Below are 20,842 nucleotides of genomic sequence, written 5' to 3'. Positions count from 1 at the left end.
CGCAGTAGCGGACACAACCTGACCGCTACCGGTGCCAAGCTGTTCTCATGACTGCTTCCCACACCGCACTCGACGCCGACAAGGCCGACCTGCTCGCCGAGCTCGCCACCGTGCGCGGCCAGCTGCTCAACACCGTCCGGGGACTGACCGACGAACAGCTGGGCGAGCGCCCGACCAGGAGCCAGCTGTGCCTCGGCGGGATCGTCAAGCACGTCGCGAGCACCGAGGAGTCGTGGCTGCGGTTCATCACCGACGGGCCGTCGGCGATGACCTTCGCCCTGCCCGACGGAGTGACCTGGGGCGACATCGAGGCCGGCACCGCGCGGGAGTACCCGCAGTGGATGACCGACCGGATCAACGAGTTCCAGATGCTGCCGGGTGACAGCCTCGAAGCGATCCTGCAGCGCTACGAGGACGTCGCCGCCCGCACCGAGGAGATCGTGACCGCGCTGCCCGACCTGCTGATCACGCACCCGGTGCCCGACGCGCCCTGGAACGAACCCGGTACCGAGCTCAGCGCCCGCCGGGTGCTGCTGCACGTGATCTCCGAGACCGCGCAGCACGCCGGACACGCGGACATCATCCGCGAGACCATCGACGGCCAGACGACCACCTGATCGCATGACCCTTCTCGGCACCCGCGCGCTCAACCGCGCGACGCTGGCTCGGCAGCTCCTGCTCCAACCCGCGGACCTCGCACCGCACAATGCCGTGGCGCACCTGTGCGGTGTGCAGGCCCAGGAACCGCAGGAACCGTTCATCGGCCTCTGGTCCCGGTTGCGCGGATTCGATCCGGCGGAGCTCTCGGAACTGCTGCTCCGACGGCGAGTGGTGCGGACGCACCTGATGCGCCGCACCATGCACCTGCTGGCCGCCGAGGACGTCCTGTCCTGGCGGTCCCGGCACGACGCGATGCTGTTGCAGCGGGTCCTCGGCGTCTACCGGCGCGAGCTCGCGGAGGTCGACCTCGACGAGCTCGCGGCGGCGGGACGGGAGGTGCTGGCGGAGGGCGATCCGCATTCGCTGTCCGAGCTGGCGAAAGCGATCGCCCACCGCTGGCCCGAGCAGAGCCTCCGCGCGCTGGGCGAAGCCGTGGTCGGAGCCCTGGTCCCCGTGGTGCAGCTGCCGCCGCGAGGTCTGTGGCGCACCGGCGGAGCGGCCCGCTACTTGCCGGTTTGCTCCTGGCTTGGCCGGGACGTCGACCAGGCGTCACCCGACGACCAGGTCGGGCGTGACCTGGTGCGCCGCTACCTCGCCGCGTTCGGCCCGGCCGCCACCGCCGACATCCGCGCCTGGTCGGGGCTGGCCGGACTGCCGGGTGCGGTGAAGGCGGTGCGCGACGAGCTCGTCTCCTTCCGGGACGAACGCGGTCGCGAACTGCTGGACCTGCCCGATGCGCCGCGCCCAGACCCGGACGTGCCCGCACCCGTGCGGTTCCTGCCCGCGTTCGACAACGCCATCCTCGGTTACGACGACCGCAGCCGGATCATCGACGACGAGCACCGCGGCCTGTCGGTGGCCGGTGAACGCGTCGTGCTGGTGGACGGCCGCGTCGCCGGGACCTGGAATGTCGCCGAGGGAACCGTGAACATCGCGGCGCTGCACTCCTTCTCGCGCGCTCACCGCGCCGAGCTGGTCGAGCAGGGGAATGCGTTGGCGCTGTTCCTCTCCGACGGCGAGAGCGACCGCGCCCGCGTGGCCTAGCCGGTCCAGGAGCGGAGCACCTCGCGTCCGCGCTGGGTCCCCGCCCGTCCACACGTGTGTCCGCCGTCGGCACGCCACCGCTGATCGACATGGAGGTGGCGCTCTCCGCCGGTTGCGGCCTGCGGTGGCCCATGTCCTGACCAGCGACGCGCCGTGAGATGGTGGCGTCGATCCTTACCGGTGTGCACAGTGGAGGCCATGGTGTTCCGCGTACCGACGCCCTCTGACGTCCTCGGCCTGGCGAAGTCCACCGTGGGCTGGGCAGCCGAAACGGCCACTGCCGCCGCCACCGCTCCGGTCCGGGTGCTGGGTCTTCTCGGCGAGACCGAGAAGCTGGTCGGCCGCATCTCCACGGTGGTGGACCAGGTGGAAGACCTGGTCCAGCGCGCCGGCGGAACCGTCGCCGACGCCGAGGAGACGATCCAGGACGCCCGCGCTGTCGCGGTCGCGGCCGCTCCCATCGTGGCCGCCGCTGGTCAGGTCTCGACCATGGCGGAATCGGTCGTGGTGCGGGCGAACGGGGTCTGCGACGACGCGGCCAAGACCGTCGCCGAGGCGCAGCGCACCTCGGCGAACGCCGACGAGCTCCTCTCGCTGTACTCGCCCACGGCCAAGAAGGCCGCACCGCTGGTGGACAGGTTCGTCGAGGAGCTCTCCGACGCGGAGGTCGATGCGGCGATCCGCCTGGTCGACGAGCTTCCGCAGCTCACCGAGCACATCCTCACCGACATCCTGCCGATCCTGCGGACCCTGGACCGAGTCGGTCCCGAGATCCACGAGCTCCTCGAAGTCACCTACGACGTCCGCCGGGCGATCGCCGGCATCCCCGGGTTCCAGTTCTTCCGCCGCCGGGGCGAGGACAAAGTCGACGACGAGGAGCCCGCGAAGCCGCAGCCGATCGCCGCAGCGGAGTGACCACCGTCCGGTCGTGACGGCGCGGGCCGAGGTCAGCTCTCCGACGGCTCGGCCGGAACGCATTCCTGGGCCGGAACCGACTGTCCCGCGGGCATTGCCGGTGTGGCCGGGGTCAGCTCGGCGGCCACGACCGGTTGCAGCGGCTCGGCCATCGTCGGGGCGGACGGCGCGATCGCCGACGTGGCGGCCGACAGCGGGGAGTGCACGTCGGTGACCTGCGTTCCCGGCGTGGTGCGGACGCTCCAGATGACGGTGTCGTCGGCGTTGCGGAGTTCAAGACCGTCGTCGCCGACGGCCAGGTGCGCTCCCGGGTTGCCCGCCGTGCCGGTGGACCACACGGCGCCGCCCCGCCGGTCGTAGAGGACGAGGTCGCCGTCGTCGAGGAGCTTGCAGCGGCCGGTCCCGCGGAACCGGGTGTCCGACGCCCGGAGCGCACCACGCCCCTCGTTGCTGTGGAGGACCAGGTTCCCGTCGTCCTGGTGGGTCAGCGTGTGGCGGCCGGACGGAGAGGTCAGCGACTGGCGCCCCAGGGTCTGACCGGGAAGCATCCGGTCGCCGATCGCCGCCGGGCCGCCGGGCACGGCCGCAGTGCTGTCGGAGCTCCAGACGGTCTCGCCGTCGACGTCGGTGAGGGTGACCTTGCCGTCGTCGCGCACCACGAGCTTGGCGGCCGGTCGGGCCGCGCCGGTGGACCAGATCCGCCTGCCACTGGGGAGAAGAACACGAGGCCGTCGGTCTCGCGCAGCGCGCAGAGGGCGGTGTCCGCGCCGCAGGTGTTCGAGGCCCACCACGCCCGCATCGACTCCTCCAGCACCGGTCGACGTACTCCTCGTCGTCGCAGAAGGACAGGTTCGCCGCGTCGATGAACCCACCGGTGCCGCCGTCGACGGGGTATCCGAAGAAGGAATCACCGCCCCGGGTCGACGCGTCCTGGTCGCCCACCAGCGCCATCTCCCACGAGGCCGCCGGCTCGTCGCGGACCTCGATCTTGATCGCCGCCACCGCCTGGTACCAGCTGAACTGATCGGGCTCGCCGAACCGGGCTTCCGCGAGCACGACCGGGTAGGTGCCTGGCGGAACCTCCTGCACGAACGCCCCTCGTCGGAGGAGCCGAACATGAAGGGCTCGCCTGCGTAGACCTTCCCGGGGGGCATCCACAGCGAGGTCTCCCGGCGCAGCTGGACGATGGCCTCGCCGAGCCCGGGGACCGCGTGGCGGGATCCGTCGGTGAAGATCTGGTCGAAGTCGGGGGGCGGGGATCGGCATGGTGGCTCTTCCGTTGTGACGTCGGGTTGTCCTCAACGCGTGGCACGGGTCGCGTTCGGTTCGCCCCACGCGCATCGGGTTCGGCCGAACGTCGGCCCCGGGCGGTCGCCGCGCGAATCCGCGGTATTCGCGCGGCGACCCGCAGGATGCCCCACATTCCGGGTTTTCCCACTCTGCAGTTGTCAAACACCAAGTGCCACAGGAACGTTGGGATAGCCGACCGCGGGGTCGGGAGGGAGGCATCCGCCCAGGAGTGGCGGGTCTCGTGATCTGGGCGGCTCATCGCGCGCTGCCGAGGGCGCGTTCAACGAGCCGCACCGAGTCGGGTCGCTCCGGCCGGTGAGCACTGTGGACGGTTCACTGCGGACGTCGGGGGGAGTGGTCGCGGGGAAATTCGACTTCGAACTCATGTGCTAAATGATGCCCGACGGCATTCGAAAATGCGAGCGAATGCGCATCGCCTAATGGGGTGATCGAGGCGATCACTCAGTGAAACGTCATGGGCCGTAACCCGTTTCAGTTCTGCTCTGCCGAGTGACGCTCCTCGGGTGGCTGCAGCGCCGGGTACCAGATGTCGGTGAGCGTTTCCGCGGGATCGGTGTCGGTGGTGTCCAACGTGCCCTGAACCGCCCAGCGGGTGAAGAAGCGCTCCAGCTGCGTCACCAGCAGCCCGACCCGCAAGCGCGCCTCGTCGCCGCGCGAGGCGCCCCACCGGTGCAGGTAGTGCGGCATCGCGGCGGGGAGCTCGGCGACCGCCGCCGTCGCGATCGGCCGGAAGGAGGGCTCCAGCGCCACCGCCTCGTCCCACACCGGCAGGATGTCGCGGTTCGCCTCGAACCAGTGGAGGGCGCGGCGCAGCCACTCGGTGAACCGGTCCCGCGAGCCGCTGGCCAGCACAGCGTCCAGGTCGGCGTAGACCGAGACCGCGCGCTGCTGCGTCGTTTCGGCGCCGATCCGCCGCAGGACGTCGGGCTTGCCGTTGAAGTGCAGGTAGAAGGTGGCTCGACTGCACCCGACCTCGGAGGTGACGTCGTCGACCGTGACCGCGGCGTAGCCGCGCTCGACGAACAGCCGGCGGGTGGTCTCCAGCAGCGCGGCGCGGGTCTGCTGCTTCTGCTGCTGCCGCAGCGTCAGGCGCTCGGTGTCGGTCACGGCCCCGACGATACAGCTGACCACTCACTGGACACCACGTCAGCGAAATGGCAGAGTCGATCGCCGATCGCATCGCGACGAGGAGGTTGCCGATGGGTTCCGATCCGGTGGTCTGCATCATCGGCGCCGGTTGTTCCGGCTTCACCACGGCCAAGCGGCTCCGCGACGCCGGAGTTCGCTACGACTGCTTCGAAGAGTCCGACGACGTCGGCGGGAACTGGTACTTCGACAACCCCAACGGCCGCTCCGCCTGCTACGAATCGCTGCACATCGACACCTCGACCACCCGGCTGCAGTTCGAGGACTTCCCGACGGCCGGTGCGTGGCCGGACTTTCCGCACCACACGCTGATCCACCGCTACTTCCGGGACTACGTCGAGCACTTCGGCCTGCGCGAGACCATCACCTTCAACACCCGCGTCGAGGCCGCCCGGCGAACCCCCGCCGGGAGCTGGGAGGTCCGGCTGAGCAGCGACGAGACGCGCGAGTACGACGCGCTGGTGGTCGCCAACGGTCACCACTGGGACCCGCGAACCCCGCAGTACCCGGGCGAGTTCGACGGAACGACCCTGCACAGCCACTCCTACCGCAGCCCGTTCTCGCCGGTGGACATGCGCGGCAAGCGGGTCGTGGTGGTGGGCATGGGCAATTCCGCGCTGGACATCGCCGCGGAGCTCTCGCACCGCTCCATCGCCGAGCACGTCTGGGTTTCCGCACGTCGCGGGGTGTGGGTGCTGCCGAAGTACCGGGGCGGCAAGCCGGCCGACAAGCTGATGATGCCGCCGTGGATGCCCAAGCGCCTCGCACTCCGCCTGGCGCGCAAGGCCATCAAGAGCAACGTCGGCGCGATGCGCGACTACGGCCTGCCCGAACCCGACCACGAACCGCTGTCGGCGCACCCGTCGGTGAGCGTGGACTTCCTGGCCAAGGCCGGTTCCGGAGACCTGACCTGCGTTCCCGGCATCGAACGGCTCGACGGCCCGGCAGTGGAGTGCACCGATGGCACGCGGATCGAGGCCGACGTGATCGTGTTCGCCACCGGCTACAACATGAGCTTCCCGTTCTTCGACGACCCGGCGCTGCAACCCGATGCCGAGCACCGGTTCCCCCTGTTCAAGCGAATCCTCAAGCCGGGCATCGACAACCTGTACTTCGCCGGTCTCGCGCAGGCGTCGCCGACGATCGTCAACCTCGCCGAGCAGCAGAGCAAGCTCATCGCCGCGCACCTCACCGGCGAGTACCGGGCGCCCGCGGCGGCGGAGATGCGGCGGATGATGGCGCGCGACGAGCGCAAGCATCTGCGGCAGTACTACGACGCTCCTCGGCATACCATCCAACTCGACTTCGCCCGGTACGTGCGCGACCTCCACCGCGAGATCGCCGCAGGCAGAAAGCGAGCCGCCCGATGAACGGTCACTGCGCACCCCGCTTCGCGCCGCTGCGCGACCTCCTGGAACGCCGGTTGGGCGAAGGCGAGGAGCGCGGGGCCTCGCTCTGCGTCGTCCAGGACGGCGAGACGGTGGTCGACATCTGGGGCGGCGAAGCCCGGGAGGGCGTGCCGTGGGGGAGGGACACGCTGGTCAACACCTTCTCGGTGACCAAGACCATGCTCGCCCTGGTCGTGCTCGGCCTGGCCGATGCGGGAGAGCTGGACCTGGACGCGCCGGTGGCCCGCTACTGGCCGGAGTTCGCGGCCGAGGGCAAGGCCGAGGTGCTGGTCAGGCACGTTCTCGGGCACACCAGCGGACTTCCGGGCTGGGACGAGAAGATGACCGTGGCCGACCTCTACGACACGCGCCGGGCGGCGGCGCTGCTGGCCGCGCAGAAGCCGTGGTTCGAACCGGGGAACGGGTCGGGCTACCAGGCGATCAGCCACGGCCACCTGCTCGGCGAGCTCGTGCAGCGGGTCACCGGGCGGTCCGCCGGAACCGTGCTGCGCACCGACTACGCCGAACCGCTGGGTGCCGATTACTGGCTCGGCGCACCCGAATCCGCCGACGAGCGGGTCGCGGTCCTCAAGTCGCCGCCGCACGCGCCCGACCTCGGCGAGTTCGGGCAGCGGGCGCTGCTCAACCCGCTGTTCTCGATGAAGGTGACCACCACGCGGGAGTTCCTCGGCGCCGAGCTCGGCGGGTTCAACGGTCAGGGCAACGCCCGCTCGGTCGCGCGCCTGCAGTCGCTGGTCTCGCACGGCGGCACCGTCGACGGCAGGACCTACCTGTCTCCGGAGGCGGTGGAGCGGATCTTCGAGGTTCAATCCGATGCCCCGGACCGGGTCCTGGGCCACCGCATCCCCTTCGGCATGGGGTACGCGCTGCCCACGCCGGATCTCATGCCCACGCCGTCCGGGCGGATCTGCTGGTGGGTCGGGCACGGAGGCGCCGTGGTGGTCAACGACCTCGACCGGCGGATGACCATGGCCTGCACGATGAACAAGATGGCCGCCGAGCTCGTCGGGGCGGCCAAGACCCGCGAGTACGTGCGCACGACCTACGAGTGCCTCACGGCCTGAGGACGGGACGACGCCGGCGACCCGCGGGGGCCGCCGGCGTCGTGGGCGATCAGCCTCCGAAGCCCTTGAAGATGGTGGTGAACTCGAAGGGCTGCTGCTCGATGCTGCTGCAGGTCGGCGACACCGCGCCACCCGGGCAGCCGCCGTTGTCGCGGCCCGCGGACCAGAACGACAGCAGACCGATGCCGTTGGTGTTGGCCCAGTCCAGCAGCTGGCGGGCGTGGTCCTGGGTGAAGATGTTGCCGTTGAAGTTGCGGCCGATCATCGGCGTCACACCCAGGCGCGCCTTGAGGTCGGCGTCGCTGAGGTCCGGCCAGATCTCCTTCATCTGGCGCAGCGTGCTCTCGGCGGCCGCGATCACCGCGTCGCCCCACGGCTTGCTGGAGCCGAACTCCATCGCCATCGGGTTGACCAGCACGTCGACCCCGTGCGCGGCGGCGCTCTGCAGCACCTGCAGCGAGTAGGGGTCCAGCCCGGTCTCATCGGCCTGGACGCGCAGGGTGTAGCTGACCTTGGTGCCGCGCTCGGCCTGGAGCTTGGCCAGCGCCTCGTTGACGACGTCGTGCGGGATGGTCGCCTCGACGTCGACATCGAGGTGGTCGGCGCCGGTCGCGTCGAGGATCGCCTTGTAGGCGCCCAGCAGCTCGTCGGCGGTGCCGCACACGCTCTCCAGGTACGGGCCCATGGCGCCGCCGGTGGCGACGATGACGTCGCCGCCCATGGCGCGCAGTTCGTCGATCTGCCCCTTGATGGCCGGGTCGTCGACGGCCCGCTCACCACCCCACATCGGGGTGCAGCCGGCGGCGCTGCCGAGCACGAAGGCGAGCGTGAAGTGCTGCTGGCCGGTGGCCTCGGCGACCTCCGCCAGGGTGGGCTTCTCCTGCATCACGTCGATGTAGGGAGCGGACTTGATCTCGGCGGGCGCTTCCTGACCGAGGGCGGAACCCGCGGCCAGCGGGAGCATCGAGCCCGCGACCAGGGCGGTGACGAGTTTTCGGGGGATTCGCATGGTGCTACTCCGGGGGCTCACTGGAACTCGGTGATGATCTTCGTGAATTCGTAGGGCTGCTGCTCGACGCTGCTGCACTTGCCGTCGGCCCAGCCGCCGGGCTGGGTGCAGACGCGGTCGCGGTTGAGCGACCAGTAGGAGAGTCGGCCGATCTGCTTCTGCTGGGCGTAGTCCAGCAGCGCGCGGAAGGTGTCCGGGGTGAACAGCTCGGACGGCTGGTCGGTGTGACCGTTCATGAGGATCACGCCGGTGCGCGCGTAGGCCGCGGCGTCGTCGAGCTCGGGGTGCAGCTCGCGCAGCTGCTCGTGGAACGCCTCGGCGACCGAGATGGCGCTGTTGGCCATGTCCTGACCGGGGCCGCCGTAGTCGAAGTCCATGATCTTGAACAGGTCGATCTCGGCGCCCATGTCCTTGGCCCGCTGGATCTCGGCCTTGCCCGCTTCGTTGAGGCCGACGGTGGTCATCGGCAGCGTCAGCGTGACGTGCAGGTCGGGGTTGCGCTCCTTGAGCATCTTGATGGCTTCGAAGCGCTTGGTCTCGTTGGGGACGTCGCCGAGGTCGTCGCCCTCGATGTCGAGGTCGATGTGCGTCAGCTCGTAGGAGTCGATGACCTGCTGGTAGGCGTCCGCCAGCGCGGTGGCGTCGGCGCACGCGGTCGCGAGCTCGATGCCGTTGTAGCCGCCGAAGGACACCGAGATGTTGCCGCCCGCGGCGCGCACCGCGTCGGCCTTGGCCTTCACGGCGGTGTCGGTGGCGACCTCCTGGCCGACCTTGCCGTCCCAGGTGGGGGTGCAGGAGTCGGTGGAGGGGGCCAGGACGAAGGCGAAGATGTAGTCCTTCTGCCCGCTGGCCTGGATCGCCTCGGCGATGTCCTGCGGTTCGTTGTCCAGCGGCATGTAGTACGGCGCGGCCTTGAGCTCACCGGGCGCGGCCTGGGCCGTCATGGCTCCGGCGATCGGCAGCATCAGCAGGCCGGCGGCCAGCGCCGCCCAACGGATCGGTTTCCTCGTCACAGAATTCTCCCCTCATGGCGACCCGGCCGGTCGGTCGGGTCGTGAATCGATCCGGAAGCGCGGCGCGCTCGGCCCCGGATTTCGCATTGCGGAGATCTCCGCTACCGGCGCGGTGGAAAGTATGTGCGCCACGCCACGGAGTCAATGGGTCTAGACCACTTTGGCGGGACTTCGCAACGCCTCTGACCCGGGTGCGCCATCGGCAGCGTCCCTGTGCCGCAGCGGGTTCCGCCGGACGCCGCGCCACGTCGTTCCCGAGGGGCCCGGCGTTAGCGGGTTTCCGCGGTGCGAAGGATCACGATCTGCCGACGGTCTCCACCACGCGGACGACCGCCTGCCACTTCGACCGTTCCTCCTGGGCACGGCCGGATGAAGGGTGCTTCGCCCGGTTCCGGGAGGTCCGGCGGCGGGGATCTAGGGTGACCGCCCATTGCCGCAGTACCCACTCGAAGGAGTGATCGGCTCCCCATGTCGAACGCCAACCCAACTCCGAGGCGCACCGCGTTGGTGGCGGCTGCCGCGCTCTCCACCGTGATGCTCGGCAGCACCCCGGCCACCGCTGAGCCCGAGTCGGGCGAGGCGTCGCAGGCGGCGCAGAAGCTGCGCGAGCTGTCCCGCCAGGCCGAGGTGATCACCGAGGACTACAAGAAGGCGCAGGACGACCACGCGGCCAAGCGCCACGACCTCGACCGGTTCAACGCCGAAGCCCAGCAGGCGGACCGGGTCGCCGGCGAGGCGCGCGTGCAGGAGGAGCAGCTGCGCGGCCAGGTCGACCGGCTGAGCAAGGCCTCCTACAAGGGTTCGCAGATGAACTCGATCGCCGCGGTCCTCGGCAGCGAGACCCCGGACGCGTTCCTGGACCGGGCCTCCACGCTCGACCTGATGGCGCAGCACAACTCCGAGTCCGTGCACGCCTACGCCGAAGCCACGCACCGCGCGGAGAGCGCTCGCCGCCAGGCCTGGGACGCGCGCGCCGGTGCCGCCGAGGCCGAGTCCGACGCCGCGCGGCTGGAAGGCGACATCGCCGGCCGCAAGAAGGAGATGGACTCCCAGGTCGCCAAGGTCAAGCAGCAGTACAACGAGCTCAGCGAGAAGGACAAGGACGCGCTGTCGGGCGTGGAGAGCGCCGTGGGACAGCTCGCCGGTTCCGGTGCGGCGATCAAGGCGGTCAACGCCGCTCTGGGCAAGCAGGGCTCGCCGTACGTGTTCGGAGCCAAGGGGCCGGAGGAGTTCGACTGCTCGGGCCTGGTGCAGTGGGCTTACAAGCAGGCGGGTGTCGACCTGCCGGGCTCGACGCGCTCGCAGGTGTCGGCGGGGCGTTCGGTGTCGCAGTCGGAGATGAAGCCCGGCGACATCGTCTTCTTCTACAGCTCCGCCAGCCACGACGGCATCTACATCGGCAACGGCAAGATCGTGCACGCCCCCACCGAGGGCCAGAACGTCACCGTCGAAGAGGTCGAGTACATGGGCGAGGTCCACTCGGTGCGTCGCGTCGCCGGCTGACGGGGCGATTGCGCGCTGCGGGTGGTGTTCCGGCATTCGCGACCGCGCCGAAATCGGTTCCGCTACAGTGTGTGCTTGCATGATCACTGAAAGCCAGGTTCCTGGTCCCGTCCTCGCGTGAACCGGGGTTCCGGGCGAGGCGGAGAACGTTGGGAGAGCCCATGTTAAGCAGGATCGCGATGGTGTCGGTGACCGCTGCGGCCACCGTGCTGCCGCTCGGCGCGGGTAGCGCGGCGGCAGAACCGGCGGCCGCCCCCGAGCTCGTCCCCGGCACGCCCTGCACGGCGACCGCGCATGCGTGCGTGAGCCTTTCGCAGAACCGCGCGTGGCTGATCCGCGCCGGCGAGGTCTACTACGGCGAGGCCTCGGCGCTCGGCGGCCGTCCGGAGAGCCCCACCCCGGCCGGCGTCTTCCACGTGACGTGGAAGGACAAGGACCACCACAGCAAGGAATTCGACGCACCGATGCCGAACTCGGTGTTCTTCACCAACACCGGCGTCGCGTTCCACCAGGGCAGCCTCACCGAGCGCTCCGCGGGCTGCATCCACCTGTCGAAGAAGTCCTCCACGGTCTTCTTCGACAAGCTCCAGGTCGGCGACGAGGTCCAGGTCGTCCCGTAAGCGAAGAAACCCGTGAAGGGACCGTGACTCGCGCCCCCGCGTGCGAGAGTCACGGGCCCTTCGTGGTTCTCAGGACGGGGGGAGGGCGGCGTGCAACGTCGCCGCCCACTGGGTGACGATGTTCTCGCGGCGCGCGGAGTCGTCGGTGAGGACGTCGGCGAGGCCGAGCCCCCGGGCGAGGTCGAGGGTGGCCTGGACGAGACGCCGGGTGGTCGGGTCGGTGTCGTCGGCGCCGAGCAGCTCGATCGCGGTCTGGTGGACCGTGCGGCCGAACTTCGCCTCCAGCGGCACGATCCGCTCCCGCAGGGACGGGTCCGCGGCCGCCGCGGTCCAGACCTGGAGAGCGGCCTTGAACAGCTCGCCCGTGTAGTGGTCGACCACCCTGGAGACGACGAACTCGGTCCGGCCGGGCCCTTCGGGCAGCCGGGTGCTCTCCGCGCGGATCTCGGCCATCCGCGCGTCGAACATGTGCTCCAGGGCCGCGGTGATGAGGTCCTCGCGAGCCGGGAAGTGGTGCTGCGCCGCACCGCGCGACACACCTGCGCGCTGCGCCGCGGCGGTGACCGTCGTGGCCTCCCAGCCCTGGTCGGCCAGGCAGTCGATGGTCGCTTCCAGCAGGCGTTGCCGCGTCGCCCGGCTGCGGTCCTGCTTCGGCTCGCGCGACGACATTCTCCTCATCCCCCCACCGGTGCTGACCGGGTCCGGCTCAGTACGACTTCGGCAGGCCCAGGCTGTGCTGGGCCACGTAGTTGAGGATCATTTCACGGCTGACCGGAGCGACCCGGGCGATGCGGGCGGCGCCGAGCATCGCGGCCAGGCCGTGCTCGGCCGTCAGACCGGAACCGCCGTGGGTCTGGATGGCGCGGTCCAGGGCGGCGATGCTGGCTTCGGCGGCCGCGTACTTGGCCATGTTCGCCGCCTCGGCGGCCTCCAGGTCCAGACCCTCGTCGTAGAGCGTGGCGGCCTTCTGCATCATCACCTTGGCCAGCTCCACCTCGATCTTGTGCTGCGCCAACGGGTGGGCGATGCCCTGGTGCGCGCCGATCGGGGTCTTCCAGACCTGCCGCTGGTTGGCGTAGTCGACGGCCGTGGTCAGCGCGTAGCGGCCCATGCCGGTGGCCAGGGCGGCACCGAGGATGCGCTCCGGGTTGAGACCGGAGAACAGCTGCATCAGCGCCGCGTCCTCCTCGCCGACCAGCGCGTCGGCGGGCAGCCGCACGTCGTCGAGGAACAGCGTGAACTGCCGGTCCGGGGCGATGATGTCCATCTCCATCGGCTGCGCCACGAAGTGGGGCGTGCCGGTGGGCACGACGAACAGCGCGGGCTTGAGCTTGCCGGTGCGGGAGTCCTCGGTGCGCGCGACGACCAGCACCGCGTCGGCCTGGTCGACACCGGAGATGAACACCTTCTGGCCCTGCAGGATCCAGTCGTCGCCGTCGCGGCGCGCGGTGGTGGTGATGTGGTGCGAGTTCGAGCCCGCGTCCGGTTCGGTGATGGCGAAGACCATCGTGGTCGTGGCGTCGGCGAGGCCGGGAAGCCAGCGCTGCTTCTGCTCGGGCGTGCCGTACTTGGTGATGATCGTGCCGCAGATCGCGGGGGAGACCACGACCAGCAGCAGCCCGGCGCCCCGGGCGGCGAGTTCTTCCTGCACCAGCGCGAGCTCGTAGATCCCAGCGCCGCCCCCGCCGTACTCCTCGGGGATGTTGACGCCGAGGAACCCGAGCCTGCCCGCCTCGGACCAGAGCTCGGTGAGCGGTTCGTGCCGGCGCGCCTTCGGCAGCACGTAGTCGACGTGGTTGTAGCGCTGGGCGAGCTTGGCGACGGAAGCTCGCAGCTCCTTGCGCTCGTCGGTCTCGATGAAGCTCATGCGTTCTCCTCGGTGTCCGGGGTGTCGACCACGGCGAGCACGGTGCCGACCTCGACCTGCTGTCCCGCGACCACGTTGAGCTCGTCGAGCACACCGTCGGCGGGGGCGGCGACGGTGTGCTCCATCTTCATCGCCTCCAGCCACAGGATGGGCTGACCTGCGGTGACGCGGTCCCCGGTGGTGGCGGCGAGGCGGATGACCTTGCCGGGCATCGGGGCCAGCAGCGATCCCTCGGCGACCAGGTCGGCGGGGTCGGTGAAGCGCGGCACGCGCGCCAGCGCGACCGGTCCGAGCGGGGAGTCGACGTGGACGCGGTCGTCGTAGCGGGCGATGGCGAAGCCCCGGCGAACCGGGCCGTGCTCACCGGGAACGTCGAGCACGACGCGGGTCGGAGTCGCCTCCACCAGCGCGAGTCCGGGGTGGTCCGCGACCTCGATCCCGGTGCGCTTGGCGAGGTAGGACACCTCGATCTCGCGGTCCCCGCAGGTGTAGGTCTTGGTCTGCGGCACCGACGGCAGGTTCCGCCACCCCGCCAGGATCCGGGCGTTGGCCCGCGCGGTGAGCCGGTTCTCGGCGGCCGCGGCCATCGCGGCGGCGACCGCGGCGAGATCGGCGGCGTCGTCGGAGGCCAGCGGCCGGGACAGGCCGGCCAGGCCGTGGCGGTCGAAGAACGCCGTGTCGGTGTCACCGGCCAGGAACGCCGGGTGCCGCAGGACGCGCACGAGCAGGTCCCGGTTGGTGATCAGGCCGTGGATCTCGGCCCGCGCCAGGCTCGCGGCCAGCAGCCGCGCGGCCTCCTCCCGGCTCTCGCCGAAGGAGATGACCTTGGCCAGCATCGGGTCGTAGTGGATGCTCACCGCGTCGCCGCCGGCGACACCGGAGTCCAGCCTGATCCCCGGAGAGCTCAGGACGGCGAACTCCGCTGCGGTGTCGCCGAACTCGATGCGCTGCAGCGTCCCGCTCTGCGGGCGCCAGTCGTGCTCGGTGTCCTCGGCGTAGAGCCGGACCTCGATCGAATGCCCTCGGGAGGCTGGGGGTTCGGCGGGAAGCGCGTGGCCGTCGGCGATCTGCAGTTGGAGCCGAACCAGGTCGACCCCGGTGGTGTTCTCGGTGACCGGGTGCTCCACCTGCAGGCGCGTGTTCATCTCCAGGAAGAAGAACTCGCCCCGCTCGTCGGCCAGGAACTCCACGGTCCCCGCGCCCTCGTAGCCGATCGCCGAGGCCGCCAGCCGCGCGGACTCGAACAGCCGCTCCCGCATCCTCGGGCCGATGCGCTCGACCAGCGGAGACGGTGCCTCTTCGACGACCTTCTGGTGCCTGCGCTGGATCGAGCACTCCCGCTCGCCCAGAGCCCACACGGTGCCGTGCGCGTCGGCGAGGACCTGCACCTCGATGTGCCGCCCGGTCTCCAGGTAGCGCTCGCAGAACACGGTCGGGTCGCCGAAGGCCGACTCGGCTTCGCGGCGCGCGGCGTCGAGCTGGTCCGGCAGCTCGGCCAGCGTCCGCACCACCCGCATGCCGCGACCACCGCCGCCGGCCGAGGCCTTGACCAGGACCGGCAGGTCGGACTCGGTGACGGCCCCGGGGTCCAGCTCGGCCAGCACCGGGACTCCGGCGTCGGCCATCAGCTTCTTGGCCTCGACCTTGGACCCCATCGACTCGATGGCCCGCACCGGCGGACCCACCCAGCGCAGCCCGGCGTCGGAAACCGCCTGCGCGAACGCGGCGTTCTCCGAGAGGAACCCGTACCCGGGGTGAATGGTGTCGGCCCCGGTGGACCTCGCGGCCTGCACGAGCCGCTCGGCCCTCAGGTACGTCTCGCCCGGCGTGTCACCGGGCAGCCGGACCGCCACGTCGGCTTCGGCGACGTGCGGCGCGGACGCGTCGGTGTCGGAGAAGACCGCCGTGGTCGACAGGCCCATGCGGCGGGCGGTGGCGAAGACCCGCCGGGCGATCTCACCGCGGTTGGCGACCAGAACATGGGTGATCATCGCTTCAGGACCTCACATCCGGAAGACGCCGAAGCCCTCGGCGCCTTCGATCGGGGCGTTGTGGATGGCCGACAGGCACATCCCCAGCACCGAGCGGGTGTCGCGCGGGTCGATGACGCCGTCGTCGCAGAGCCGTCCGGACAGGAACATCGGCAGGGACTCGGCTTCGATCTGGTTCTCCACCGCCTCCCGCATCGCCGCGTCACCGGCCTCGTCGAACGGCTGGCCCTTGGCCTCCGCGGCCGCGCGGCCGACGATCGAGATCACCCCGGCGAGCTGGGCGGGACCCATCACGGCGGATTTCGCGCTGGGCCAGGAGAACAGGAAGCGCGGGTCGTAGGCCCTGCCGCACATGCCGTAGTGGCCGGCGCCGTAGGAGGCGCCCATCAGCAGCGAGATGTGCGGGACCTTGCTGTTGGACACCGCGTTGATCATCATCGCGCCGTGCTTGATGATGCCGCCCTGCTCGTACTCGGCTCCCACCATGTAACCGGTGGTGTTGTGCAGGAACAGCAGGGGAGTCTCGGCGCGGTTGGCCAGCTGGATGAACTGGGTTGCCTTCTGCGACTCCTCGGAGAACAGCACGCCGCGCGCGTTGGCGAGGATGCCGACGGGATATCCGTGCAGCTCGGCCCAGCCGGTGACCAGGCTCGACCCGTAGCGCGGCTTGAACTCGTCGAAGTCGGAACCGTCGACGACGCGCGCGATCACCTCGCGCGGGTCGAACGGCACCTTCAGATCCGTGGGAACCACGCCCAGCAGCTCGTCGGCCGGGTGCAGCGGCTCGCGCACCTCCGCGCGCGGGGCCGGTCCCCTCTTGCGCCAGTTCAGGCGTTTGACGATGGAGCGGCCGATGCGCAGCGCGTCCGGCTCGTCGACGGCGAAGTGGTCGGCCAAACCCGACACGGACGCGTGCATGTCGGCCCCGCCCAGCGACTCGTCGTCGGCGTCCTCTCCGGTGGCCATCTTCACCAGCGGGGGTCCGCCGAGGAACACCTTCGAGCGCTCCTTGACCATCACCGTGTGATCGGACATGCCCGGGATGTAGGCGCCGCCGGCGGTGGAGTTGCCGAAGACCAAGGCGATGGTGGGGATTCCGGCCGCCGACAGCCGCGTGAGATCGCGGAACAGCGCCCCGCCCGGGATGAAGACCTCCTTCTGCGTCGGCAGGTCCGCACCGCCCGACTCGACCAGGGAGATCACCGGAAGCCGGTTGCGCTCCACGATCTCGTTGGCGCGCAACGACTTGCGCAGCGTCCACGGGTTGGAGGTGCCGCCGCGCACGGTCGGGTCGTTGGCGACGATCATGCACTCGACGCCTTCGACGACGCCGATGCCGGTGACCACCGACGCGCCGACCTGGAAGTCGCTGCCCCACGCGGCCAGCGGGCACAGCTCCAGGAACGGCGAGTCCTCGTCGATGAGCAGCTCGATGCGCTCGCGGGCGGTGAGCTTGCCGCGCTTGCGGTGCCGCTCGACCTTCGACGGGCCACCACCGGCGACCGCCGTCGCGTGCGCCTCGTCGACCTCGGCGATCTTGTCGAGCATCGCCTGAGCGGCCTCGGCGTACTCCCCGGAGCCGGTGTCCAGCGCGGATCGCAGGATCGTCATGCTCGGTACCCCAATCGGTTCGCCGCCAGTCCGGTCATGATCTCGGTGGTCCCGCCGCCGATGCCGAGGATGCGCATGTCGCGGTACTGGCGCTCGACCTCGGACTCGCGCATGTAGCCGAGCCCGCCGAACAGCTGCAACGCCTGGTGGGCGACCCACTCGCCGGTTTCCACCGCGGTGTTCTTGGCGAAGCACACCTCGACGGTCAGGTCCTGCTCGCCGGCGACGGCGCGTTCGGCCAGCCGCCGGGTGTAGACCCGGGCGACGTCGATCTTGCGGGCCATCTCGGTGAGCGTGTTCTGCACGGCCTGCCGGGTGATGAGCGCGCGGCCGAAGGTCTCGCGGTCGCGGCACCACTGCTCGGCCAGGCCCAGGCAGCGCTGCGCGCCGGCGTAGGCCTGCACCGCCAGCGAGAGGCGCTCGCTGAGGAACGCCTGGGCGATGTGGAGGAAACCGGAGTTCTCCTGTCCCACCAGGTTCTCCGCCGGGACGCGGACGTCGGTGAAGGAGAGCTCGGCGGTGTCGGAGGCGTGCCAGCCCATCTTCTCCAGCTTGCGGGAGACCGCGAACCCCGGCGCGTCCTTGTCCACCACCAGCAACGACACCCCGCCCGCGCCGTCGTCGCCGGTGCGCACGGCGGTGACGACGTAGTCTGCGCGGCAGCCCGAGGTGATGAACGTCTTGGCGCCGTTGACCACGTAGTGGTCGCCGTCGCGGTCCGCGCGGGTGCGCAGGTGACCGACGTCGGACCCGCCGCCGGGCTCGGTGATGGCCAGAGACCCGATCTTGTCCCCGGCCAGCGCGGGCTTCACCCAGCGCTCGATCTGCCGCGGATCGCCGGCCGAAACCATGTGCGGCACCGCGATTCCGCAGGTGAACAGGGAGGCGAAGGTGCCGCCGGAGCAGCCGGCGTAGTGCATCTCCTCGGCGATGACCGCGGCGTCGATGAGATCACCGCCGCCACCGCCGACCTCGACGGGCAGCGCGGCGCCGAGCAGGCCCAGCGCACCGGCCTTCTCGTGCAGCGAACGCGGTAGTTCTCCCTCGCGCTCCCACCGGTCCTGGTGCGGCAGGACCTCGGTCTCGACGAAGCGGCGCGCGGTGTCGCGCAGCACGCGCCGCTCGTCGTCGTCCCACGGGTTCACAGGAGCGCCTCCGGAACGTCGATGTGGCGGGACCGCAGCCATTCGCCGAGTCCCTTGGCCTGGGGGTCGAAACGGGCTTGGGACGCGGCTCCTTCGCCGAGGATTCCCTCCACGACGAAGTTCAGCGCCCGCAGGTTGGGCAGCACCGTGCGGGTGATCGGCAGCTCGGCGGTCTCCGGGAGCAGGGTGCGCAGGCGGTCGACGGTGAGCGCGTGCGCGAGCCAGCGCCACTGCTGCTCGGTGCGCACCCACACGCCGACGTTGGCGTTGCCGCCCTTGTCGCCGCTGCGCGCGGCCACGAACGCGCCCAGCGGGGCCCGCCTGCTGGGCCCCTCCGGAAGCGGTTGCGGCAGAGCGGGCTCGGGCGGCGCTTCCAGCGATCGCGTTTGCGAGGCCGGTGGCACGTCCACGCGTTCACCGCCCGGGAGCACCGCGACGTGCGGTACCTGGGCCTGGTCGACGTACCCCGCGGTGAACACCCCGTACGGCGAGGCCTTGCCGGGGACGCCGGTGAGGCTGCACCCGGGGTAGCTCGCCAGCGCCATCTCCACGGCCACGCCGGAGAACGCGCGTCCCACCACGTCCTGGTCGGGATCTCGCACCACGCAGCGCAGGATCGCGCTCGCCCGCTCCTCGGTGTCGGCGTCGGGGCGGTCGAGTCGGGACAACGTCCAGGTGAGCTCGGCGGGTCGCCGGTCCAGCCCGGCTTCGAGCTGGCGTTGCGCGAGTTCGGCCTTGGCCTCCACGTCCAGACCGGTCAGGACGAAGGCCATCTCGTTGCGGAACCCGCCGAGGCCGTTGAGGGAGACCTTCAGCTCCGGCGGCGGAGCTTCGCCGCGCGTGCCGCTGATCCGAACCCGATCGGTGCCGTCCTGGCCGACCTCGATGGTGTCGAGCCTGGTGGTGACATCGGGGCCGGCGTAGCGCGCGTCCTGGACCTCGTACATCAGCTGCGCCGTCACGGTGTCGACGGTGACCGCACCACCGGTGCCGGGGTGCTTGGTGATCACGCTGGACCCGTCCCGCCGCAGTTCGGCGATCGGGAACCCGGGCCGGGTCAGGTCGGCGATCTCGGTGAAGAACGCGTAGTTGCCGCCAGTGGCCTGCGTCCCGCACTCGATGACGTGACCCGCGGCGACGGCTCCCGCGAGCGCGTCGTGGTCGGTCCGGTCCCAGCCGAAGTGGGCCGCGGCCGGTCCGACGATGACCGAGGCGTCGGTGACCCTGCCGGTGACCACCACGTCGGCACCGGCGTTCAGGCACTCCGCGATGCCCCAGCAGCCCAGGTAGGCGTTGGCGACCAGGGGTGTGCCGAGACCGAGTTCGGTGGCACGCGAGGTGAGGTCGTCGCCCTCGACGTGCGCGACCGAGACGTCCAGGTCCAACCGCTCGGTGAGCTCGCGGATCCGCGCGGCGAGAGCGGCGGGGTTCGCGCCCCCGGCGTTGGCCACGATCCGCACCCCGCGCTCGGCGGCGAGGCCCAGGCACTCCTCGAGCTGGCGCAGGAAGGTCTTGGCGTAGCCCAGATCGGGGTCCTTCAGCCGGTCGCGGCCGAGGATGAGCATCGTCAGCTCGGCCAGGTAGTCGCCGGTGAGCACGTCGAGCTCGCCACCGGTGAGCATCTCGCGCATCGCCGAGAACCGGTCGCCGTAGAAGCCGGAGCTGTTGCCGATCCTGAGGAGTTCGGGGTCGGCGCCGATCACGAGTGCTGCCCCGGCTTCCGGCCCTCGCCTGGTGCTCCGGCGAAGGCCTGCGCGATGGTCAGCCAGTGCGCGGTGTCGGCTCCGACGGTCTCGACGGCGAGGTCGTCGGGGTGCCGCCGCTGCGTGACCAGCAGGCAGAAGTCGAGCGCGGGTCCGGTGATCCGCTGCGCGGCGTCGGCCGGGCCCCACTCCCACGCTTCGCCGCCGGGACCGACCAGGTCGACGCGGAACGGTTCGGCCGGCGGGGTCTGGCCGTGGGTGACGTAGGCGAAGTCGCGGGTGCGCACGCCGATGTGCGCGACGTTGCGGAGCCGGGCGGTGGGCGTGCGGGTGACGCCGAGCGCGTCGGCGATGTCCTGGCCGTGCGCCCAGGTCTCCATCAACCGCGCGGTGGCCATCGAACCGACGCCCATGGGCGGTCCGAACCAGGGGAGCTTGCGCCCGTCCTCGACGCTGCGCAGCGCTTCGGCGAGCCGGGCGCGCCCGAGGCGCCAGGTCGAGATCAGGTCGGCGGGCCGGGCGCGGGCGCGCTCCTCGGCGCCTTCGTCGACGAAGCCGAGGGGGTTGCGCGCGGCTTGGTCCACGACGGCGGCGAAGGCGTCGGGATCCGTCGCCGACAGCAGCGCCACGTCGTCGGTCCAGGACAGGTGGGCGATCTGGTGCGCGACCGCCCACCCCTCGGCGGGAGTGGGGAGTGCCCACTGCTCCTCGTCCAGCTCGGCGACGAGTTCGTCGAGCTCGTCGCCTTCCACGCACATGTCGTCCAGCAGAGCGCCCACGTTGGCCATGCCGACCAGGGTGGGCCCGCGCCGAAGAAAAATCAAGCGCGCT

At 70.8% G+C, this 20,842-nt stretch carries 18 protein-coding genes and 1 pseudogene; 7 read left to right on the top strand and 12 right to left on the bottom strand.

The features are described 5' to 3' along the window. The first annotated feature begins 47 nt into the window (after positions 1-47). The 3 genes from E1202_RS07280 (at position 48) to E1202_RS07270 (ending at position 2,619) form a co-directional block, all read left to right on the top strand. Positions 48-617: a DinB family protein gene (locus E1202_RS07280; protein WP_132681787.1), complete on the top strand. Its 570-nt coding sequence runs from the start codon at positions 48-50 to the stop codon at positions 615-617. Between the two features lie 4 nt (positions 618-621). Next, positions 622-1,704: a winged helix DNA-binding domain-containing protein gene (locus E1202_RS07275; protein ID WP_132681786.1), complete on the top strand. Its 1,083-nt coding sequence runs from the start codon at positions 622-624 to the stop codon at positions 1,702-1,704. Between the two features lie 198 nt (positions 1,705-1,902). Continuing rightward, on the top strand, positions 1,903-2,619 hold the full coding sequence (locus E1202_RS07270; protein WP_132681785.1) for a hypothetical protein: 717 nt from the start codon (positions 1,903-1,905) through the stop codon (positions 2,617-2,619). A gap of 32 nt (positions 2,620-2,651) precedes the next feature. On the opposite strand, the gene E1202_RS32050 is transcribed toward E1202_RS07270, so the two are convergent. The 3 genes and pseudogenes from E1202_RS32050 to E1202_RS07255 all read right to left on the bottom strand — a co-directional run bounded on the left by E1202_RS32050 (position 2,652) and on the right by E1202_RS07255 (position 5,037). Further along, positions 2,652-3,410, bottom strand: a complete 759-nt coding sequence (locus E1202_RS32050; RefSeq protein WP_132681784.1) for a hypothetical protein — start codon at positions 3,408-3,410, stop codon at positions 2,652-2,654. A 100-nt stretch (positions 3,411-3,510) separates the two neighbouring features. After that, positions 3,511-3,885: pseudogene (locus E1202_RS32915) on the bottom strand (DUF4241 domain-containing protein); the annotation flags it as partial. A gap of 516 nt (positions 3,886-4,401) precedes the next feature. Further along, entirely contained in the window at positions 4,402-5,037 is a 636-nt protein-coding gene (locus tag E1202_RS07255) for a TetR/AcrR family transcriptional regulator (protein WP_235877824.1), read from the bottom strand. Positions 5,038-5,129: 92 nt separating this feature from the next. Between E1202_RS07255 and E1202_RS07250 the strand changes: the two genes are divergently transcribed. Together E1202_RS07250 and E1202_RS07245 are read left to right on the top strand one after the other, a co-directional pair. Continuing rightward, positions 5,130-6,446: a flavin-containing monooxygenase gene (locus E1202_RS07250; protein ID WP_132681783.1), complete on the top strand. Its 1,317-nt coding sequence runs from the start codon at positions 5,130-5,132 to the stop codon at positions 6,444-6,446. Next, complete coding sequence (locus tag E1202_RS07245; protein ID WP_132681782.1) at positions 6,443-7,549, top strand: serine hydrolase domain-containing protein; 1,107 nt, start codon at positions 6,443-6,445, stop codon at positions 7,547-7,549. Before E1202_RS07250 ends, E1202_RS07245 begins: the two co-directional genes overlap by 4 nt. Before the next feature lie 49 nt (positions 7,550-7,598). Here E1202_RS07245 and E1202_RS07240 read toward each other — a convergent pair whose 3' ends face one another. Together E1202_RS07240 and E1202_RS07235 are read right to left on the bottom strand one after the other, a co-directional pair. Continuing rightward, positions 7,599-8,558, bottom strand: coding sequence for a chitinase (locus E1202_RS07240; RefSeq protein ID WP_132681781.1), 960 nt, complete (start codon positions 8,556-8,558; stop codon positions 7,599-7,601). Between the two features lie 17 nt (positions 8,559-8,575). Then, positions 8,576-9,571 carry a chitinase gene (locus tag E1202_RS07235; RefSeq protein WP_132681780.1) on the bottom strand — a complete coding sequence of 332 codons (996 nt, stop codon included), beginning with the start codon at positions 9,569-9,571 and terminating at the stop codon, positions 8,576-8,578. Positions 9,572-10,039: 468 nt separating this feature from the next. Between E1202_RS07235 and E1202_RS07230 the strand changes: the two genes are divergently transcribed. Next, complete coding sequence (locus E1202_RS07230) at positions 10,040-11,074, top strand: C40 family peptidase (protein WP_132681779.1); 1,035 nt, start codon at positions 10,040-10,042, stop codon at positions 11,072-11,074. Between the two features lie 161 nt (positions 11,075-11,235). Beyond that, the gene (locus E1202_RS07225; protein ID WP_235877822.1) at positions 11,236-11,694 is read left to right on the top strand and encodes a L,D-transpeptidase; all 459 of its coding nucleotides are present in this window, start codon (positions 11,236-11,238) and stop codon (positions 11,692-11,694) included. Between the two features lie 69 nt (positions 11,695-11,763). Here the strand turns inward: E1202_RS07225 and E1202_RS07220 are convergent, their stop codons facing one another. From E1202_RS07220 to E1202_RS07190, 7 genes are read right to left on the bottom strand one after another with little or no spacing between them, the layout of a single operon-like run. Then, complete coding sequence (locus tag E1202_RS07220; protein WP_132681778.1) at positions 11,764-12,363, bottom strand: TetR/AcrR family transcriptional regulator; 600 nt, start codon at positions 12,361-12,363, stop codon at positions 11,764-11,766. Positions 12,364-12,400: 37 nt separating this feature from the next. Continuing rightward, positions 12,401-13,561 carry an acyl-CoA dehydrogenase family protein gene (locus E1202_RS07215; RefSeq protein ID WP_132681777.1) on the bottom strand — a complete coding sequence of 387 codons (1,161 nt, stop codon included), beginning with the start codon at positions 13,559-13,561 and terminating at the stop codon, positions 12,401-12,403. Continuing rightward, entirely contained in the window at positions 13,558-15,552 is a 1,995-nt protein-coding gene (locus E1202_RS07210; protein WP_132681776.1) for an acetyl/propionyl/methylcrotonyl-CoA carboxylase subunit alpha, read from the bottom strand. The genes E1202_RS07215 and E1202_RS07210 overlap by 4 nt, the downstream gene beginning before the upstream one ends. A 12-nt stretch (positions 15,553-15,564) precedes the next feature. Next, positions 15,565-17,163: an acyl-CoA carboxylase subunit beta gene (locus tag E1202_RS07205; protein WP_132681775.1), complete on the bottom strand. Its 1,599-nt coding sequence runs from the start codon at positions 17,161-17,163 to the stop codon at positions 15,565-15,567. Further along, a complete protein-coding gene (locus E1202_RS07200) occupies positions 17,160-18,308 on the bottom strand; it encodes an acyl-CoA dehydrogenase family protein (protein ID WP_408006097.1) in 1,149 nt (382 codons plus the stop codon). The genes E1202_RS07205 and E1202_RS07200 overlap by 4 nt, the downstream gene beginning before the upstream one ends. Beyond that, positions 18,305-20,011 (bottom strand): acyclic terpene utilization AtuA family protein, encoded by a 1,707-nt coding sequence (locus tag E1202_RS07195; protein WP_268952299.1) that lies wholly within the window; start codon positions 20,009-20,011, stop codon positions 18,305-18,307. The genes E1202_RS07200 and E1202_RS07195 overlap by 4 nt, the downstream gene beginning before the upstream one ends. Next, entirely contained in the window at positions 20,008-20,799 is a 792-nt protein-coding gene (locus E1202_RS07190) for a TIGR03084 family metal-binding protein (protein WP_132681773.1), read from the bottom strand. Before E1202_RS07190 ends, E1202_RS07195 begins: the two co-directional genes overlap by 4 nt. Positions 20,800-20,842 lie beyond the last annotated feature (43 nt).

Source organism: Saccharopolyspora karakumensis (assembly GCF_004349225.1).
GTDB lineage: Bacteria > Actinomycetota > Actinomycetes > Mycobacteriales > Pseudonocardiaceae > Saccharopolyspora > Saccharopolyspora endophytica.
This window is presented reverse-complemented; position numbering and strand designations above follow the sequence as displayed.

Coding starts and splice junctions, on each gene's coding strand:
- E1202_RS07225 (WP_235877822.1), top strand. CDS start 11,236: ATGTTAAGCAGGATCGCGATGGTGTCGGTGACCGCTGCGGCCACCGTG.
- E1202_RS07240 (WP_132681781.1), bottom strand. CDS start 8,558: ATGCGAATCCCCCGAAAACTCGTCACCGCCCTGGTCGCGGGCTCGATG.
- E1202_RS07250 (WP_132681783.1), top strand. CDS start 5,130: ATGGGTTCCGATCCGGTGGTCTGCATCATCGGCGCCGGTTGTTCCGGC.
- E1202_RS07275 (WP_132681786.1), top strand. CDS start 622: ATGACCCTTCTCGGCACCCGCGCGCTCAACCGCGCGACGCTGGCTCGG.
- E1202_RS07270 (WP_132681785.1), top strand. CDS start 1,903: ATGGTGTTCCGCGTACCGACGCCCTCTGACGTCCTCGGCCTGGCGAAG.
- E1202_RS07215 (WP_132681777.1), bottom strand. CDS start 13,561: ATGAGCTTCATCGAGACCGACGAGCGCAAGGAGCTGCGAGCTTCCGTC.
- E1202_RS07210 (WP_132681776.1), bottom strand. CDS start 15,552: ATGATCACCCATGTTCTGGTCGCCAACCGCGGTGAGATCGCCCGGCGG.
- E1202_RS07190 (WP_132681773.1), bottom strand. CDS start 20,799: ATGGCCAACGTGGGCGCTCTGCTGGACGACATGTGCGTGGAAGGCGAC.
- E1202_RS07230 (WP_132681779.1), top strand. CDS start 10,040: ATGTCGAACGCCAACCCAACTCCGAGGCGCACCGCGTTGGTGGCGGCT.
- E1202_RS07205 (WP_132681775.1), bottom strand. CDS start 17,163: ATGACGATCCTGCGATCCGCGCTGGACACCGGCTCCGGGGAGTACGCC.
- E1202_RS07220 (WP_132681778.1), bottom strand. CDS start 12,363: ATGTCGTCGCGCGAGCCGAAGCAGGACCGCAGCCGGGCGACGCGGCAA.
- E1202_RS07245 (WP_132681782.1), top strand. CDS start 6,443: ATGAACGGTCACTGCGCACCCCGCTTCGCGCCGCTGCGCGACCTCCTG.
- E1202_RS07280 (WP_132681787.1), top strand. CDS start 48: ATGACTGCTTCCCACACCGCACTCGACGCCGACAAGGCCGACCTGCTC.